Origin of the sequence: Rothia sp. HMSC072B03, from assembly GCF_001809565.1 — a bacterium.
Classification (GTDB): domain Bacteria; phylum Actinomycetota; class Actinomycetes; order Actinomycetales; family Micrococcaceae; genus Rothia; species Rothia mucilaginosa_A.
Genome location: NZ_KV797969.1, coordinates 620,524 through 637,015 on the forward strand (window position 1 = coordinate 620,524; position 16,492 = coordinate 637,015).

Sequence of the window (16,492 nt, forward strand, 5' to 3'; positions counted from 1 at the left end):
ACGGAGCCCCCGCTCCGCGTGAGCGCCTCGCCGCGGATGGGCGCCTGCTCCGCGGATGGGGAGATATCGGGGATAGAGCCCCGCTCCGCGTGAGCGCCTACGCCGTGAATGACGAACCGCGGGGCGCACTTTTCTCAACGGTGCCATACTGAAACCATGAAGATTCTGCACACCTCCGACTGGCACCTCGGCCGCACCTTTCACCGCAGCCCTCTCACCGACAAGCACCGACAGTTCATCGACGAACTGCTCGACTACGTTCGGGCCGAAGGCGTTGACGCCCTCCTCATTAGCGGGGACGTCTACGACAGCAGCATCCCCAACGCCGAAAGCACCACCCTGCTCGACCGGGCTCTCACCCGCCTCGTCCAGGCCGGCGTGCAGGTTATCCTCAGCTCCGGCAACCATGATTCCTTCCGCCGCCTCAGCTACGGATCGGCACTCTTCGAAGCCTCGGGCGTGCACATCCGAACCACTCTCGAGGACGCCACCCGCCCCGTCGAACTCGTCGAGGGGGCCCAGCGCGTGCACGTCTACGCCATTCCCTACCTTGCGCCGCGCCTGCACGCCACCGCACTCGGGGTTGAGCCCACTCACCGCGCCGTCCTCGGCGCCGTCACCGATGCCATTCGCGCGGACATCGCCGACCGTCGAGCTCGCGGCGAAGGTGCCGACCGCGTCATCGTCATGAGCCACGCAACCGTCAGCGATACCGCAGGCAACGCCGACACCACGCCCCGCAGCGACTCCGAACGCGACATCAGCGTCGGCGGCATCGACTGGGTACCTGTCTCCCTCTTCGACAGCTTCGACTACGTAGCCCTCGGGCACATTCATAAGCGGTACCCCGTCACCCCCACCATCCGGTACAGCGGCTCACCCCTCGGCTTCTCCTTTAGCGAAGAAACCAACCGCAACGGCGCCTACCTGCTTGAGCTCACACCCGAACGTGAGCCCGTCGTCACCGGGCATGAATGGGCGACCCGCGTTCCCATGAAAACCCTCCGCGGCACCATGGACGATCTGCTCAACAACCCGGAATACACCCCCTACGAGCGCGGCTACTACTGCCGCATCGAGCTCACCGACGAGACCCTTCCCGTCGGCGCGGTCGACACGCTCCGCAAGCGGTACGAAACCATCTCGCACTTCAGCTACCGCAGCACCCGCGAAGCCATCGAAAAACCCGCCGCTCCGCCGCTCAGCCAGAAGATTAACCCCGTGGACCTCTTCGACCAATTCCACCGTTACGTTCGCGAGCGTCCCCTCACCGACCCCGAACGCGCCGTCATCACCGATATCGCCGACCGAGTCACCGCTCAGAAAGACCACGCATGATTCTGCACCGCCTCGAATTTGAAGCCTTCATGGCATACCCCGACCGGCAGACCATCGACTTCGGCGACCTCAACGCTGCCGGAGTCTTCCTGCTCAACGGTCCCACCGGCGCCGGTAAGACCACCATCCTGGACGCTATCTGCTACGCCCTCTACGGCGGCACCACCGGCGACCGCGACCCCGCGCAGCTCTACTCCACCTACGCGGCACGCAGCAACACCCCGCCCCGCGTCTTCCTCGACCTCACCCTGCAGGGCCGCCGCCTGCGCATTAACCGCACCCCCGTGTACAGCCACCCCATCACCCGCGGCAAGCGCGCCGGACAGATGACTGTCAAGGCCGCCACCGCCACCGTGGAGGAGCTGCTTCCCGGAGGCAACCCGGGGGACGATAAGGCCTGGAAGCCCATCGCCTCCCAGGTCAAAGAGGTCAACGCCGTCATCGCGGAGCGTATTCACCTCAACCGCGAACAATTCCTCAAGGTCGTGCTCCTCGCGCAGGGGCAGTTCGCGCAATTCCTCAAGTCCAAGCCGGTAGAGCGTAAAGAACTGCTCAAGAAGATGTTCCCCGTAGATCACATCGAGGCCATATACGCCGAGCTTCTCGAGGAGGCAAAGCAGGCCCGGCAGGACGTTGCCAACGATGAACAGGCCCTCGACGGCTATCTCAATCGTGCCCGGAGTGGTATGGAGGCTCTTCGCGAAAGCCTCGCCCCGCTCACCCCCGAGGGGGAGGCGGCCGAAGCATCTCCCGCCGACGGTGGGCCGGAGACCGCAGAAGCCACGGATACGATCACCCCCGAAACCGTCGCCGCTGAAACCCTTGACGCGTGGCTCGCCTCCGGTATCGAGGAGGCGCGCACCGCCTCCGCGCGGGACGGCCGGGAACAGTCCCGCCTCGCCGGCGAAGCTGACCGTCACGCCCAGACCCTCAACGAGCGCCTTCAGCTTCGCAAGGACTGGGGCGAGTACGAACAGCTCATCGCGCGCCGTGAACGTCTCGTTGAGGAACGGGAACCGCACGAAGCACGCGTGAAGGAGCTTGCGGATGCCCGCGCCGCTGCCCCGCTCACCGCGCGCTACACCCAGCTGCGCGTTGAGGAACAGGACATCGAGGAACAGCGCGCCCGGCAGGCCGAGTACGCCGGCGCCCTGAAGACCGCCCGCGAGAGCCTGCTCCGTGCCCTGCGCGCGGGGGAGGATCCCGCGGAAGACGCCGTGCCCTACCCCGAGGAGGAGCTCTTCGCCACGCGTACGGCTGAAGAGCCCGCGGAGGCCCGCGGCCGGCATCTCGACGCGACCCTCGCCTCCCTGCGCGCCCTGCACAAGCACGACGATCAGCTGGCCCAGGAGGAGCGCACTGTCCGACAGGCCCAAACCCGGAGCGAGCAGCTGGCCCAGAAAGTCGAAAGCGCCGCCCAGAACCTCGAAACCTTGGGTGCCAGGGCACGGGAAATTCAGGAGAACCTGAAGGCCTACGAGAAGGCCGAGGAAGAGCACGCTCTTGCCCTCCGCGGGGCCGAGGACGCCGAGAAGGCGCACCGCGAAGCCCAGCAGGCCCAGCAGAATATTGACGCCGCGCGGCGGGCCGTCGCCGAGGCCGAGAAGGAAGCGGAACGAGCCCTCGGCACCCGGCAGAAGGCTCAGGAACGCTGGGAGGAAGCCGCCCGAGCCGCTATCGAGGCGACCGACGCCTTCAGGAGCCTGCAGGCGCAGCGACTGGCCCAGGCGTCCTCCCTGCTCGCCCGCGAACTAGCCGAGGGCGAACCCTGCCCGGTGTGCGGTTCCGCGGAGCATCCCAACCCCGCCCGTGCCCGCGAGGGCGAGAGCCTCGTCGAGCAGACCGATCTGGACGCAGCCAAGGCCCGTGAAGACCGCGCCCACGAGGCCTCCCGCACTCGCGAGGAGGAGAAGGAAAAGGCCACCCTCGCGTATCACCGGGCTTCTGAGGCGCTGGCCCGCGCCCGTAGCCAGAGCGAAACCCTCGCGGCCCAGGAACGCGCGGATCCCGAGCAGAGCGCCCGGCAGCTGGCCCAGGCCCGCGAACGGGTTCAGCAGACGACGACCCGTCTCGCCGAGCGCGACGCCCTGCGCAAGCGCCAGGCTCAGGCGGAGGCCGAACAGAAGGCCGCCGAAGAGACCCGGAGCACCCTGCACGATGCCCTCACCGAGGCCCAGGCCCTCCACCGCGAAAGCCTCGAACGCCGTGACGCCCTGGCCCGAGAGCTGGCGCCTTCCAAGGCTCACATCCCGTTTGCCCAGCGTATTGAGGCACTTGAGAACTACCGCGCCCTCGCCCAGCGCGAGGAACAGGGCTCCCTGCTTCTGAACCGTGCGGTGGAGGAACACTCTAAGCACCTCGTCGAGGTTCAGGAGCTGCTCCGGGAGTCGCCCTTTACCGATTCCGCCGGGGTCATTGCGGCCGAGCGAACGGAGGCTCAGATTCTGGCCCTCGAGAAGGCCGTGAACGACTACGAGCTGGAGTCCGCCCGCGTGAACGAAAGCCTGGGCCGCAAAGCCCTGGTCGAGGTCGCGGCTCGCGTGGCCGCGGGCGAACAGGCCCCGGATAATCAGCAGGAACTCAGGGGACGCATCGAGGAACTGCGCCAGCGGGTGCAGCACCTCGTTCGCCGAGAGGGCGAGAGGGAAGGCATCGTGCGTTCCCTGCGGGCCCTGCAGAGCGAGTTTGTCGCCTTCCGCGAACGGACGGCCGAACGCTACGATCGGGCCGAGATGCTGGGGGCCCTCGCCGCCGCGGCCCGAGGCGACACCCTCGGCGGGTACACGCACCAGGTGGACCTGGTGAGCTACGTGCTCGGCGGTGAATTCGAGCGGATCCTGGACGTCGCGGATAAGCACCTGCAGCGCATGAGCGACGGTCGCTACGGTATGAAGCTCAGCGACCACCGCGCTAAGGGAAGCCGTAGCGGCGGTGGCCTGAACCTGAACATCACGGACACCTGGACGGGAGAACCGCGCGACGCCGCGTCCTTGTCCGGCGGTGAGTCCTTCCTGGCCTCCCTGGCCCTGGCCCTGGGACTGGCCGAGGTAGTGCAGTCGAACAACGGCGGAATCGAGCTGGACACCCTCTTCATCGACGAGGGCTTCGGTACGCTCGACTCCGAAACCCTGGATACGGTGATGAACACCATCGAGTCTCTGCGTGAGAACGGTCGCACCATCGGCCTTATTTCGCACGTTGAAGAGATGAAGAACCGTATTCCGACCCAGATTGTGGTGGAAAAGGGACAGCGTGGCTCCTCGGTGAGGGTAAACTCCTATTAGGCATACCCCCGCCCTCGAACGCTGACGCGTCGAGAACCGGCGGAATAATCACGAGAGAGACCATGACCCCATCACCTCAGCGTAGGAATCAGGATTCAGCGCGCCCCGCGGCTCACCCCGAGGACGCGTCACCCACCCCCGGTGCTCACGTACCGGGGGTTCCTCCGCACACTATGAAGGTGACTCCTCCTCCCGAGCTACACGTGCAGCCTACCTCCGGCACGGGGGTTCCCTCCGCTCCGGGCGGTCCCCTCACCGATGTGGTGCGTAACAACGACCACGTGCTGCAGGAGGTGAGGCCCCTCCCTCTGCCCTCGGATGATGAGGTCAATAAGGACGACTCGGTATCGAACATCGTGCGTCAGCATTGGGCTCTGTTTTGGCGAAACGGCCGTGAGCAGCGCAAGTACCTGCGTGATATCTTGCGCGATGAGGGATTTGCGCGTAGCGTCCTGACCATTCTGTTCCACATTCCCGCGGCATCTTCGGCGTTTGCCCTGTATATTCTGCTGGCGAGCCACCTGGGTAGCGTGCACGACGCCGGTTACGCGGTGGCGGCTTTTGCCGGTGCGTACTCGGTTCAGGTGATGATGGGGCCCATGCTGGTGCGGGCCCTGGGCCTGCAGTTTCTTCTGGGTATCACGTCGGTGTTGAACATCGCGGCGATAGCGAACATGCTGGTCATCGGCTGGCGTCTGACGGTGGATCCGAACAATGTGAGTACCCTTTACCATGCGCTCTCCTGCGTGGCGATGGGCTTTACGACCCCGCCGTGGACTCCGTTCGCTCTTGAATCGTTGTATCGCCGGAATTACCGGTATAGCGACGAGCGGTTGGCGACGGCCGTCTCGTGGGGTACCACCGCGAACCTGTCGATGTACCCGTTAGCGGCCCTGATGATTTGGATTGGCGACGCCTACATTGCGCCTAACCACGAATATTCGGGCTTCTGGATTACTATCGGTCTGGATGTGCTCCTGCTCCTGGTGGTTTTCGTGGCGCCGAAGTTCCTACCGGATGTATCTCGCCTGAAGACGGCGAGCGCGCGGGTGCGCATGACGCGTCCGAGCCTGCAGACTGCGGTGCTGGTGATTGGCCTGGTGCTACTGGGCGGATGCGTGGGCTCCGTGGGCTCGGGTCTGCTGGGCTTCGCGCTGATGCAGGGGTCGATGAACATGTTCATGGCGATGGTGGCCGTCGGAACGGGATCGATGGTTCTGGTGGCCTTCCCCGTGATTTTGGGTGGGCAGTCCATTAACCCGTGGCACGGCTGGCTTTTGAGCGGAATTCTGCTGGTCCTGGCCGCCCTGTACCTGCCGACGAGCGTGGATACGTCAACGATTTTCTATGCATTAGTCCTGTGCGGTGCGACGCTGGGTGTGGCCTTCGCCGGCCATGAGCTGTCGCTGAGCCGCTCGCTGAAGTATATTCCCGACGCACAGGCAAGCTTCTTCACCCGTTCGATGCTGGGCATCGGCATGGCGATGGGATGCATGTGGGGCGGCTACATGGGCGACGCCCCATACTACCGCAACGCGTTCATGGTGCCGGTGATTGTGGCGACCATGTACTTTGCGCTGGGGCACCTGTACGGTTACCTGTGGCGCGAGGAGCACGAGGAGAAGCTGGCTCCCCTGGACGCCTAATCCTTCGCGTTTCCAGATACGGCGGAAGGCCCCGCCACCTGCGTGCAGGTGGCGGGGCCTTCCGCTTTTTAGTGCCGTGCCGCGTAGCGCCGCGCTGTGCGGGTAGCCGCGAGGGCAGCCGTGCCGCGCGGGCAAACGCTTAGTGGCCGCGCTTAATCCATGCCGGAAGCTCGGGTGCCTCCAGACCGATGCCGGTGCTGTCGCCGTGGCCGGTGAGAACCGCGGTGGACTCGGGCAGGGTCAGCAGACGGGTCGAAATCGACTCGATGATGGTGTCGAAATCGCTGTAGGAGCGTCCGGTTGCGCCGGGGCCGCCGTTGAAGAGGGTGTCGCCGGAGAAGACGACGCCTTCGCTGTTCTCCCAGCTGAGGGTGGGCGCGTAGAAGCACACGGAGCCGGGGGAGTGGCCGGGGGTTGCCAGGACGGTCAGCTCGGTCTCACCGATGCGCAGTACGTCGCCGTCGGCCAGCTCACGGTCGAAGTCCCAGGAGGGGTACACCATTTCCCAGAGCACACGGTCTGCGGGGTTCAGGTAGACGGGGGCGCCGAAGCGTTCCGCCGCCTCCTTGGCGCTGCGGATGTGGTCGTCATGGGCGTGGGTCAGCAGGATCTTCTCCACGGTGCGGCCCGCGACGGTTCGCGAGATCTTGTCGACGTCGTGGGCGGGGTCAATGATGATGACGGAGGAGCCGTTGCCGACGATCCAGACGTTGTTGTCGACGTCCCAGCAGCCGCCGTCCAGCGAGAAGGTGCCGGAGGTGACGACTCGTTCAATACGTTCGCTCACGCTACGCTCCTAGAGTTCCACGACCGAGCGCAGCACGCGGCCGGTCTTCATGGTTTCGAAGGCTTCGTTGACGTCCTCGAGGGTGATGCGCTCGGAGACGAAGCTGTCCAGATCGAGGCGGCCGAGCAGGTACTGGTCCACGAACTCGGGGAAGTCGCGGGAGGGCAGGGTGTCGCCGTACCAGGCGCTCTTGATGGAGCCGCCGCGGCCGAAGACCTCGTCCAGCGGAATGTTCCAGGTGGTGCCGGGCGCGGGCACACCCACGAGCACGACGCGGCCGGCCAGGTCGCGTGCCTCGAAGGCCTGCTTGAAGGTGGGGGCGATGCCGACGGCGTCGATAACGAGGTCTGCGCCGAAGCCGCCGGTGAGCTCCTTAATGGCCTCGACGGGGTCGACCTTGGAAGAGTTCACGGTGTGGGTTGCACCGTGCTCGCGGGCGCGGGCCAGCTTCTCTTCGTCGATATCCACGGCGATGATGGTGGTCGCGCCACCCAGCTGTGCACCGGCGATAGCTGCGGTGCCGACGCCGCCGCAGCCGATGACGGCCACGGACTCGCCGCGCTTGAGCTCACCGGTGTTCAGCACGGCACCCAGGCCGGCGGTGACACCGCAGCCGAGCAGACCGATTGCTGCGTACTGTTCGGGGCTGATGTCGGCAGTAATCTTGGTGCACTGACCGGCGGCAACGAGGGTCTTCTCGGCGAAGGAGCCGATGCCCAGCGCGGGGGTGAGCTCGGTGCCGTCCTCGAGGGTCATCTTCTGGGTTGCGTTGTGGGTTGCGAAGCAGTACTGCGGCTGGCCCTTGCGGCATGCGCGGCATTCGCCGCAGACGGCACGCCAGTTGAGGATGACCAGGTCGCCGGGGGCGATGTCGGTGACGTCATCGCCGACGGCCTCGACGATACCTGCGGACTCGTGGCCGAGCAGGTAGGGGAAGTCCTGGCCGACGCCGCCGGTGACGTAGTGGTGGTCGGTCTGGCAGACGCCGCAGGTGAGGACCTTGACGAGGGCCTCGCCCTTGCCGGGGTCGGGTACGTTGATGGTGGTGACGGTGACGGGTGCGTCCTGGGCGAGGGCTACGACAGCCTTAACCTTGTGCATGGTGCTCCTATGCTGGGCGCGGTTGAGCCTCAACCGCTAGATAAAGGTTTTTTGATATATTCCCATTCTAAGAGCTAAGGCATACCTGACGCACCCCGGGTCTGAGCGTGAAGCCCCCGGAGGAATATGACGTTTTATGAAGGATTCGTCGCGCCCCCGGTACCTTCGGCCGCCTCGGCCTCCGCCACCTCCACTTCTGCCGCGAAGGCGAGCGCACCGCGTCGGAAGGCACCGGAGGTCAGGGCGTTTACGTGGTCGCGGCCGGGCAGGGGAATGAAACGGTTGAGCGGGTTGTCGTCGCGCACCATGTCGTAGAGTTCGGCACCGTCGGCGGCGATGGTGTCCGCATCGCCGAGCACGACCGCGATGGGTGCGTGCGGATGCGCACCGGGGTTGCCCGCCGGCAGCTCGGGGGAACCGGTGCGCAGCGCGGGCACGTCGAAGAACGGGCCGAAGGGAATCCGCACGAACTTCAGCAGCGCATCGGGCTGAGCGGGGGAGTTATCAATAATCGAGGTGAAGGAGGCAATGGCCTCCTCCGTGGAGTCTGCCGCCGGGGTCTGCGCGCCCGCGGAGGCGCTGGTACCTTCGTGCGCCTCGAGCATGGCGCGCAGGGTGATGAGGTGGTCGTGCAGGGGCAGGCCGCCCAGGGTGAGGGAGGCGACCGCCTCCGGGTGGGTGAGGGCGAGTTCCCAGCCGACGCGGGCGCCGAAGGAGAAGCCGATAACGTGCGCGCGCGATTCCAGTTCAACGCCGAGATCGTTCTCGGTGGCGACGGTGCGTAGCAGCCGAGCGAGCATGTTGGTGAACAGGTGCATGGGGGTCAGCGGCCGGCCCGACGCGTCTACGGAGGGCACCGAATCGACGGGAATTTCTCGGCTACGCACACTTGTGTGGTCGGGGAGCTTGCAGTCGATGGCGTGCATGGACTCGGGGTCCTTGAGGTATTCGTCTGAGTGGTAGGGCAGGGCAACGATTAGCACGGGGTATCCGGCGCGCAGGTATTGGCGGATCCAGCCGGTGCCGCCGTAGAGCTGTTCGCCGCGGGTGGCGAAGCCGTGAATCATGAGGGCCGGGATGCGGCTCTTGAGCTGCTTCGGCTGGTAGAGGGTGTACTCGAGGTTGGGTAGGGTAACGCCGGGCGCAGCATTATTGGTCGCGGCGGCGGCGTCAGGCGTAGCGGCGGGGGGTACGGCAAAGGGCGCGGGAGAGAATTCTGCACTGGTCATAGTTCTATCTTAGTGACCGGGGTTTCTGTCCCGCGCCCTTCACACGCATGGTGGGTGAGCGCTCGGCTGCCTCTTAGTTCTTCTTGGCCGCCTCGTTCGGGTTGTCGGTGCTCGGCTTATCGGCGCCTAGATTGTCGGCACCCAGGTCGAAGAGTGCCTCCTGGGCCGGCTCGGCGGAAGATTTTGCCGCGGCGGAAGAGTCTGACTCGGCGGTCGCGCGTGCATCCGCCTTTGCCGAGGCTGCCTCCGAAGCCTGAGCCTCGGCGGCGTCAGTCCTCGCCTGCTGTTTCTTGCCGTTTTCGAGTCGTTCCTTGCCATCGGCAATCATCGTGCGAATCATGGCGGTGTTGGTGTCCACCGCCTTCTGCACGCGAGCTACGACGGAGGGGCCCTTCGGTTTGGGGAACATACCCTGACCTGCCGCCTGCTGCTGCAGCTCGCGTCCGGCAGACATGAGGCGTTCCTGGCGTGCCTTCAGCGCGCGCGAGGCGGAGGTGCTGCGCGGCTGCACCTTCAGGTGGCCGTGGTCGTCGTCGCCGGCGATAATCTGGCGCATGAGCATAATTTCCGCGTCCAGGTGCGCGCCGAAGAGCAGCATGTTGTTCATAATCCAGATGAACAGCAGCATCACGATCACACCACCAATCAGGCCGTAGGTGGCGTTGTACTTGCTGAAGTTGTTGGCGTAGAGGGTGAAGCCGAAACCGCCCAGGCCCATGCCGAAGAGCGCCAGCGCCGCACCGGGGGAGAGCTTCCACTGTTTGAAGCGGCGCACGTTCGGGGTGGTCGCGTAGAGCAGAGTAATCAGGGCGATTGCCATGAACAGGATGAGGACCCAGCGGCCGTTGAGCCAGATGAGCTTGATGAGCTCCATGTCGACGGTCGCGGGCACGTACTGACCGACCATGTCCAGGACGGTTACACCCAGCAGCATCATGAGCATCATGAGTACCACGAGGATGATAATCACGGTGGTGACGAAGACGTTCAGCGGCTTGAGAATCCAGCCGGGGCGGCCTTCACGCACGTTGTAGACCGTGTTGAGAGCTCGACCGAAGGATCCGGTGTACCCGGAGGCGGACCAGATCGCACTGAGGATACCGGTCAACAGCACCAGTCCTGCGCCATGGTCGCCGGTAATCTGCTTGATGGGGTCTTCCAGGATGCCGTACATCTGGGCGGGCGCGTTGTCCTTGAGGAAGGCGAGGATGACGGCGGCGCTTTCCTCACCGTGACCAAATACGCCCAGTAGGGAGACGATCGCCAGCAGGGCGGGGAAGATGGACAGCACGGTGAAGTAGGTGAGTGCTGCCGCCATGTCGGTGCCGCCGTTTGCGCCGAATTTGTAGATGGCACGGCGCAGAATGTAGAGGATGCTGCCCTTGGGGAAGTCGCGCAGCTTCACGCTTGCGTACTTGGGGGCCGCGGGCTTCTTCTTACGGGAGAAGAGTCCGCGTCGAGCTCCGGCGGGTACCTGGGTTGAGGAGGTGTCCGTGGAAGAGCCGGTGTGTGCAGCCAATGGGGCTCCTTGGGTGAGAGTGGCGAGGTGTACACATGCTGCGCCCCGCACGTCTCGCGCTGAGACCGTATGGGCGCACAGTTTGGGCGGGAAGAACAATGAGCTGCTCTTCCCGCCCCTGCGGTGACATTATAGGGTTTCTGCCGCACCGCACAATTTACCGACGATGCAAATATATGGTGTGTTTGTCCTTTCGGGGCCATATATCTCGATACCTTGGGCACGCAACAGGCCCCTCCACGCGGGGTGGAGGGGCCTGCCGAAAGTACGCGTCGAACGCTCGACGGATTACGCGCGGCTAGTTGTGAATACCCAGAACCTTAGCGGTGTGACCCATCAGCTCGTCAGCCAGCTGCGGGTTGTCGTTGAGCTTCACACCGTAGCCGGGGATGAGTTCCTTCAGACGGGGCTCCCAACCGGCAATCTTGGAGGGGAAGCACTTGGACAGCAGGTTCAGCATGATAGGAGCCGCGGTGGAGGCGCCCGGGGATGCGCCCAGCAGTGCAGCAATCGAACCGTCGGCGGCGGAGACGACCTCGGTACCGAACTGCAGGATGCCGCCCTTCTTCGCGTCCTTCTTCATGATCTGAACGCGCTGACCGGCCTCGATGAGCTCCCATTCGCCGCCGTCAGCCTCGGGGTAGTACTGGTACAGCGACTCGAGACGGGCTTCCTTGTTCTTGAGTAGCTCGGAGACGAGGTACTTGACCAGGTCCAGGTTGTCCAGGCCCGCGCGGCTCATCGGGTAGATGTTGTTCAGGCGCAGGGACAGGGGCAGGTCCAGCAGCGAACCCTGCTTGAGGAAGTTCGTCTTGAAACCCGCGTAGGGGCCGAACATGAGGGCGCGCTTGCCGTCCACGTAGCGGGTATCCAGGTGAGGCACGGACATCGGGGGAGCACCCACGGATGCCTGGCCGTAGACCTTTGCGTTGTGCTTCTGTGCGGTAGCCTCGTGGGTGTTGCGCAGGAACAGGCCCGAGACGGGGAAGCCGCCGTAGCCCTTACCTTCCTTGATGCCGGACTTCTGCAGCAGGTGCAGGGCACCGCCACCGGCACCGAGGAAGACGAACTTCGCGTTGATGGTCAGCGGTTCTTCCTTGTTGATGCGGTTAATCGCGTTAACGGTCCAGGAGCCGTTGGACTCGCGGTTCAGGTTGGTGACCTGGTAGCCGTAGCGAACCTCGACACCCTTGGACTGCAGGTGGTCAATCATCTGCTGGGTGAGCGCACCGAAGTCGACGTCGGTACCCTCGGGGGCCCAGGTGGCAGCGATGGGTTCGTTGCCCTTGCGGCCGTTCACGGTCAGCGGTGCCCACTCGGCAATCTTCTCGCGCTTGGTGGAGAATTCCATGCGCTCGAAGAGCTTCTCCTTGCGGAAGGCGTCGAAACGTGCGGCCAGGTACTTGGAGTGATCCTCGCCGAAGACCAGGGACATGTGCGGAACCGGGTTGATGAAGTCGGTGTTGTCCAGAATCTTTTCTTCAACCAGGGAGGCCCAGAACTGGCGGGAAATCTGGAACTGCTCGTTGATGTTCAACGCCTTGGCGGTGGAGACGGTGCCGTCGGGGCCGGCGGGGGCGTAGTTGAGCTCGCACAGTGCCGAGTGGCCGGTACCGGCGTTGTTCCAGGGGTTGGTGGACTCCTGGGCGGCCTTGTCGAGGCGCTCAAGCAGGATGATGTTCCAGGTCGGCTCGAGTTCCTTGAGGAACACGCCGAGGGTGGCGCTCATGATGCCGCCGCCCACCAGGACGACGTCGGTTCGTTCAGTACGTGCTACCACTGAATTCTCCCTAGGGTGTGGGTGCCCGGCGTCGGGCACAACAAATAATTGTGGGGTATATCATCTAGCCTACTATCTTTTGAAGGGTGAGTTGTAGCTAGAATCCACAAAATATTGGAGAGTGGTACACCTCATAAGTAAGGTTTTCTTAGGGTAGAAAAAACCTTAGCTGTCGTTGCCCGGTAGCCTCCGTCCCCCGCGGAGGCGCGGGCCGCCGCACGTGCCGAAGAACGTGCCGCCGCACGTTCTGCCGGCCTCGCGGGGCATCCGGCTACGATAGGCGCAGCTTGCTGAAGAACTCGATGGCGTTCTGCTCCGTCTGGTAGCCCTGCACGGAGCGGCTCACCGCAACCTTCGAGGTCACGTTCAGCAGGGGAACCGCCGGCATGAACTGGCCGAGCTGGGTAACCACCTGCGCGTACAGCTCACGCTGCGCATCCACAGACTCGGCCGAGTCCGCGGCGCGGATGCTCTCCATAATCTGCAGGAAGCTCGGGGATTCCTCCACGGGAACGGCCGTGGCCGAAGGCGTGGGGGTGGGGGAGGGCGAAGCGGAGGCGGATTCCTCCGGGCTCGCCGGATCCGGCGAGAAGTTCGGCTGCGGACTCGGCGTCGCCTGAATCCGAATATTTGAATCCGCACCGTTTGAAGAGGGTAGCTCGACGGTCTTCGCCGTCACCCCGGTCGTCATGCTCTCGGGTGCCGCGGCGACGATTGAGCGCACCTGCTGCTCGGCAATCATCGGGGCCAACGCCGGACCGAAGAACGCATACGGGTCGCGGTACATGCCATAGAAGCCTGCCAGCGCAATGCCGCGCGTCGAGGACGGCTCGTTCACCTTCGCATGGTACTCCTCCCAGGTGAGCGGCACCGGCACAATGTTGAGGCCCACCTCGATGAGGGAAGCCACCATCTCGGAATACACCTTCTGCGGGGTATCCATCCAGGGCAGGGAAACATCCGCGGGGTAGTAGCACTCAATCACCTGGTTGTTGTACCCGGCCGTGGCCAGTAGCGAACGGGAAAGGTCCTGATTGCGGTCGGTGTGCTCCTTCGCGTGGTCTGCCTGAATACGGAACGACGGGGAGACAAGAGTCTGCGCGTCAGAGGTGCCCTGCGGGTAGTACTGGTGGAGTGCCCCGCGGTCAACGGCGTGGGAGATGGCGCGGCGCACCGAAATATTCTTGAGCACGGGGTGCGCCGTGTTCAGGTGCAGGTACACGAGCGAGAACGGGTCGCGGCCCGGGGTCTGGTAACCGTCACGAGCCAGCTGGCCCAGATCGGAGGAATTCACCTGATCGCACGCGTCGATCATTCCCTCGACCAGCGCGAAGTAGCGCTTATCGGAGGAGGTCAGGGTCGAAATCTGAATCTCATCGAGCTGCGGGCGTGCACCGTCAAAGTGCTCGTTCGGAAGCAGGCGCACGGTGCCCTTCTCGGAGGACTCGATGCGGAAGGCTCCGGTGCCCACCGGAACACCGGTGAGCTTCTGGTCGCTACCAAAGAGCGCGGGGTCGATAATGCCGAAGGCCTGCTGAGTCAGGATGCATCCGAAGGCCAGCGAGGGACGCGATAGGGTCACCACGACCGCGCCGTCCTGCTCCTTGACGGAGGTCACCAGCGGGGTGAAGGAGACGGGCTTCGGCTCAGGCTTCGTTGCCTCCGTCTTCGCGGTCGCCCCCTTCTGAGAATCGGAGGAATTGGGATCCGCAGACGGGGATGCGCTGCTCTGGGCATCCGCGGTTGCGGAGGCGCTCGCTCCCGCGGTCGGGGAGACGAGCGCGGACGGGGTGGCGGAGGCATCTGCCGAGGCATCCTTCTGCGCGGGCTGCTCCGGCACACCAAAACCCCACGCGTACAGGGGCTGTGCCGGAACCACCAGCGCGGCGGTAGACTCGCCCGTTGCCAGGGCCTGCCAACGCTGGAAATTCTGCACCACCGCTGCGGCCGTCAGGGCCGTACCGTTGCTGAAATGCACATTGTCACGCAGAACAAACGTATGGGTCAGGCGGTCGTCCGAAACCTTCCACTCGCGGCAGAGCGAATCGGTCGTATCGGGGGAGCCCGTGTAGTGGTCTGCCGTGAGCAGGGTCTGCAGAACCTGCGCCGTCACCTGATAGGTGCTTGCCACCGGGGAGAGCGCGGGGTCCAGCTGAACGGGGGCGGCACCCTGCGCGAAACGAAAAATACGGCCCGCTGAAGCCGCCGAGGAACCCGATGCGGGGTTGGAGGAGCCGGTCGAAGCGCACGCGGTTAGGGCCGTTCCCGCGCTCAACAGGGCGCCAAAACGCAGAACGTCGCGGCGGCTCAGGCCGCGTGAACCGGCGGTTACCCGGAGCAGCTCAGCGTTTTTGCGGGCCGAAGAGGCACGATGATCATTCAGCACGGGAGGTCCTCTTTTCCATAGCGGATGCTTGTATTCAGAATACCGGTTCGAGTCGCGCTCGGGCACTCGTTCTGCCGCAATCTGCGAGAGCGGGGCCGCGGGCGGGTGCCCGGGCACGGGGCGGACAACGGAGCACGGATAGAACAAACCCGCCGCCACGGTAGCCGTGACGGCGGGTTCACTGTGAATGTGTGTGCGCGAGGGGGGACTTGAACCCCCACGCCGTAAGGCACAGGAACCTAAATCCTGCGTGTCTGCCAATTTCACCACTCGCGCGCGCGGACCTCACCCCGAAGGGATGCGTCAGAGGTCCAAGACCCAAGTCTACACTAGAGGCTCCTCTAGATGCGAAATCGGCGGTGTATCGTTCCGCCACCGCTTCCCGACCATCGGCCTGAGTGGTGCCCCGGCCCTACTTCGGGTCGATGCCCAGGTCGCGACGCAGCTTTGCCACGTGGCCGGTCGCGCGCACATTGTACTGGGCCACAGAAATAACGCCCTGCTCGTCAATCACGAAGGTCGAACGAATCAAGCCCTCGTACACGCGGCCGTAATTCTTCTTCTCACCCCACGCACCGTAGGCCTCAGCTACCGTGTGATCGGCATCGGAAAGCAACGGGAACGACAGCGACTCCTTCTCCGCAAAACGGGCAATAGCCGACGGCGAATCGGGGGAGACGCCCAGAACCACGTAGCCCAGAGACTTCAGCGAGGCCAGGTTATCCCGAAAGTCGCAGGCCTCCTTCGTGCATCCGGGGGTCGAAGCCTTCGGGTAGAAGTACAGAATGACCTTGCTACCCGTGTAATCGCTCAGGCTGTGCTCCGCGCCCGATGCGTCGGGGAGGGTGAAAGCGGGGGCCGGGGTGCCCGGCTCAAGACGGATGCTCATGATGCTCCTCAAAGTTCATTGCGTGTGGCGGGTGTGCCCGCCCCAATACTTCACCCCAGTCTAAAGCGTCCCTGTCTCGGGATGCACCCCGCTCGGGGAAACGGTTCCGGAGAGTCTCATACCCCCGCACCATATAATGTGTTGAGAGTCACCATGTATCGAGTTGCGCAAAAATTTGGAAGTGCGTATAGTATTTTCTTGTTGCAAGGGAAACCTGCAAAAACAGAATAAGCGCCTCTAGCTCAATTGGCAGAGCAATTGACTCTTAATCAATGGGTTCTGGGTTCGAGTCCCAGGGGGCGCACATCAAGAAAGATCCCGCTGATTCTTCGGAATCGGCGGGATTTTTGCGTTCCCTGAATTTTATAGATTTTGGCTTGAGGTATAGATATTTCCCCTTGCTCTGGTGTTCGATGCTTGGAAGACGGTATTCGCCCTCGTTCCTACAGGGGTGGGGTGGGTGGGTACCTCGCGTCTCCCAAGACTACGGGGTGCGCTACATGTTTCCTCCGCGCCTACGCAGGGGCACCCGT

General features: G+C 64.2%; 10 protein-coding genes and 2 tRNA genes. 4 read left to right on the forward strand and 8 right to left on the reverse strand.

The genetic code is table 11. The annotated features are described in order from the left end of the window. Window positions 1-156: 156 nt before the first annotated feature. From HMPREF2630_RS05950 to HMPREF2630_RS05960, 3 genes are all read left to right on the forward strand, one after another. Window positions 157-1,338, forward strand: coding sequence for an exonuclease SbcCD subunit D (locus HMPREF2630_RS05950; protein WP_070483861.1), 1,182 nt, complete (start codon window positions 157-159; stop codon window positions 1,336-1,338). Continuing rightward, complete coding sequence (locus tag HMPREF2630_RS05955; RefSeq protein WP_070483863.1) at window positions 1,335-4,622, forward strand: AAA family ATPase; 3,288 nt, start codon at window positions 1,335-1,337, stop codon at window positions 4,620-4,622. Before HMPREF2630_RS05950 ends, HMPREF2630_RS05955 begins: the two co-directional genes overlap by 4 nt. Before the next feature lie 173 nt (window positions 4,623-4,795). Next, complete coding sequence (locus HMPREF2630_RS05960) at window positions 4,796-6,268, forward strand: MFS transporter (protein ID WP_070483865.1); 1,473 nt, start codon at window positions 4,796-4,798, stop codon at window positions 6,266-6,268. A 139-nt stretch (window positions 6,269-6,407) separates the two neighbouring features. Here HMPREF2630_RS05960 and HMPREF2630_RS05965 read toward each other — a convergent pair whose 3' ends face one another. The 8 genes from HMPREF2630_RS05965 to bcp form a co-directional block, all read right to left on the reverse strand. Next, complete coding sequence (locus HMPREF2630_RS05965) at window positions 6,408-7,055, reverse strand: MBL fold metallo-hydrolase (RefSeq protein WP_070483867.1); 648 nt, start codon at window positions 7,053-7,055, stop codon at window positions 6,408-6,410. A 9-nt stretch (window positions 7,056-7,064) separates the two neighbouring features. After that, a complete protein-coding gene (locus HMPREF2630_RS05970) occupies window positions 7,065-8,156 on the reverse strand; it encodes an S-(hydroxymethyl)mycothiol dehydrogenase (protein WP_070483869.1) in 1,092 nt (363 codons plus the stop codon). Between the two features lie 134 nt (window positions 8,157-8,290). Continuing rightward, complete coding sequence (locus HMPREF2630_RS05975) at window positions 8,291-9,385, reverse strand: alpha/beta hydrolase (RefSeq protein ID WP_070483871.1); 1,095 nt, start codon at window positions 9,383-9,385, stop codon at window positions 8,291-8,293. Window positions 9,386-9,458: 73 nt separating this feature from the next. Beyond that, window positions 9,459-10,904 carry a YihY/virulence factor BrkB family protein gene (locus HMPREF2630_RS05980; RefSeq protein WP_070483873.1) on the reverse strand — a complete coding sequence of 482 codons (1,446 nt, stop codon included), beginning with the start codon at window positions 10,902-10,904 and terminating at the stop codon, window positions 9,459-9,461. A 298-nt stretch (window positions 10,905-11,202) separates the two neighbouring features. Continuing rightward, on the reverse strand, window positions 11,203-12,684 hold the full coding sequence (locus tag HMPREF2630_RS05985) for a malate:quinone oxidoreductase (RefSeq protein ID WP_070483875.1): 1,482 nt from the start codon (window positions 12,682-12,684) through the stop codon (window positions 11,203-11,205). A 271-nt stretch (window positions 12,685-12,955) separates the two neighbouring features. After that, on the reverse strand, window positions 12,956-15,070 hold the full coding sequence (locus HMPREF2630_RS05990) for an ABC transporter substrate-binding protein (RefSeq protein ID WP_083298896.1): 2,115 nt from the start codon (window positions 15,068-15,070) through the stop codon (window positions 12,956-12,958). A gap of 194 nt (window positions 15,071-15,264) precedes the next feature. Further along, window positions 15,265-15,346: transfer RNA gene (locus HMPREF2630_RS05995), tRNA-Leu, on the reverse strand. 136 nt (window positions 15,347-15,482) lie between these two features. Further along, on the reverse strand, window positions 15,483-15,959 hold the full coding sequence (gene bcp, locus HMPREF2630_RS06000) for a thioredoxin-dependent thiol peroxidase (protein WP_049333233.1): 477 nt from the start codon (window positions 15,957-15,959) through the stop codon (window positions 15,483-15,485). Window positions 15,960-16,190: 231 nt separating this feature from the next. Here bcp and HMPREF2630_RS06005 point away from each other — a divergent pair. Continuing rightward, a tRNA-Lys gene (locus HMPREF2630_RS06005) sits at window positions 16,191-16,263 on the forward strand. Window positions 16,264-16,492: the final 229 nt, after the last annotated feature.

What these genes read in the sequence shown, in the direction of transcription:
- HMPREF2630_RS05950 (WP_070483861.1), top strand. Translation starts at nt 157, where the DNA reads ATGAAGATTCTGCACACCTCCGACTGGCACCTCGGCCGCACCTTTCAC.
- HMPREF2630_RS05970 (WP_070483869.1), bottom strand. Translation starts at nt 8,156, where the DNA reads ATGCACAAGGTTAAGGCTGTCGTAGCCCTCGCCCAGGACGCACCCGTC.
- bcp (WP_049333233.1), bottom strand. Translation starts at nt 15,959, where the DNA reads ATGAGCATCCGTCTTGAGCCGGGCACCCCGGCCCCCGCTTTCACCCTC.
- HMPREF2630_RS05960 (WP_070483865.1), top strand. Translation starts at nt 4,796, where the DNA reads ATGAAGGTGACTCCTCCTCCCGAGCTACACGTGCAGCCTACCTCCGGC.
- HMPREF2630_RS05955 (WP_070483863.1), top strand. Translation starts at nt 1,335, where the DNA reads ATGATTCTGCACCGCCTCGAATTTGAAGCCTTCATGGCATACCCCGAC.
- HMPREF2630_RS05975 (WP_070483871.1), bottom strand. Translation starts at nt 9,385, where the DNA reads ATGACCAGTGCAGAATTCTCTCCCGCGCCCTTTGCCGTACCCCCCGCC.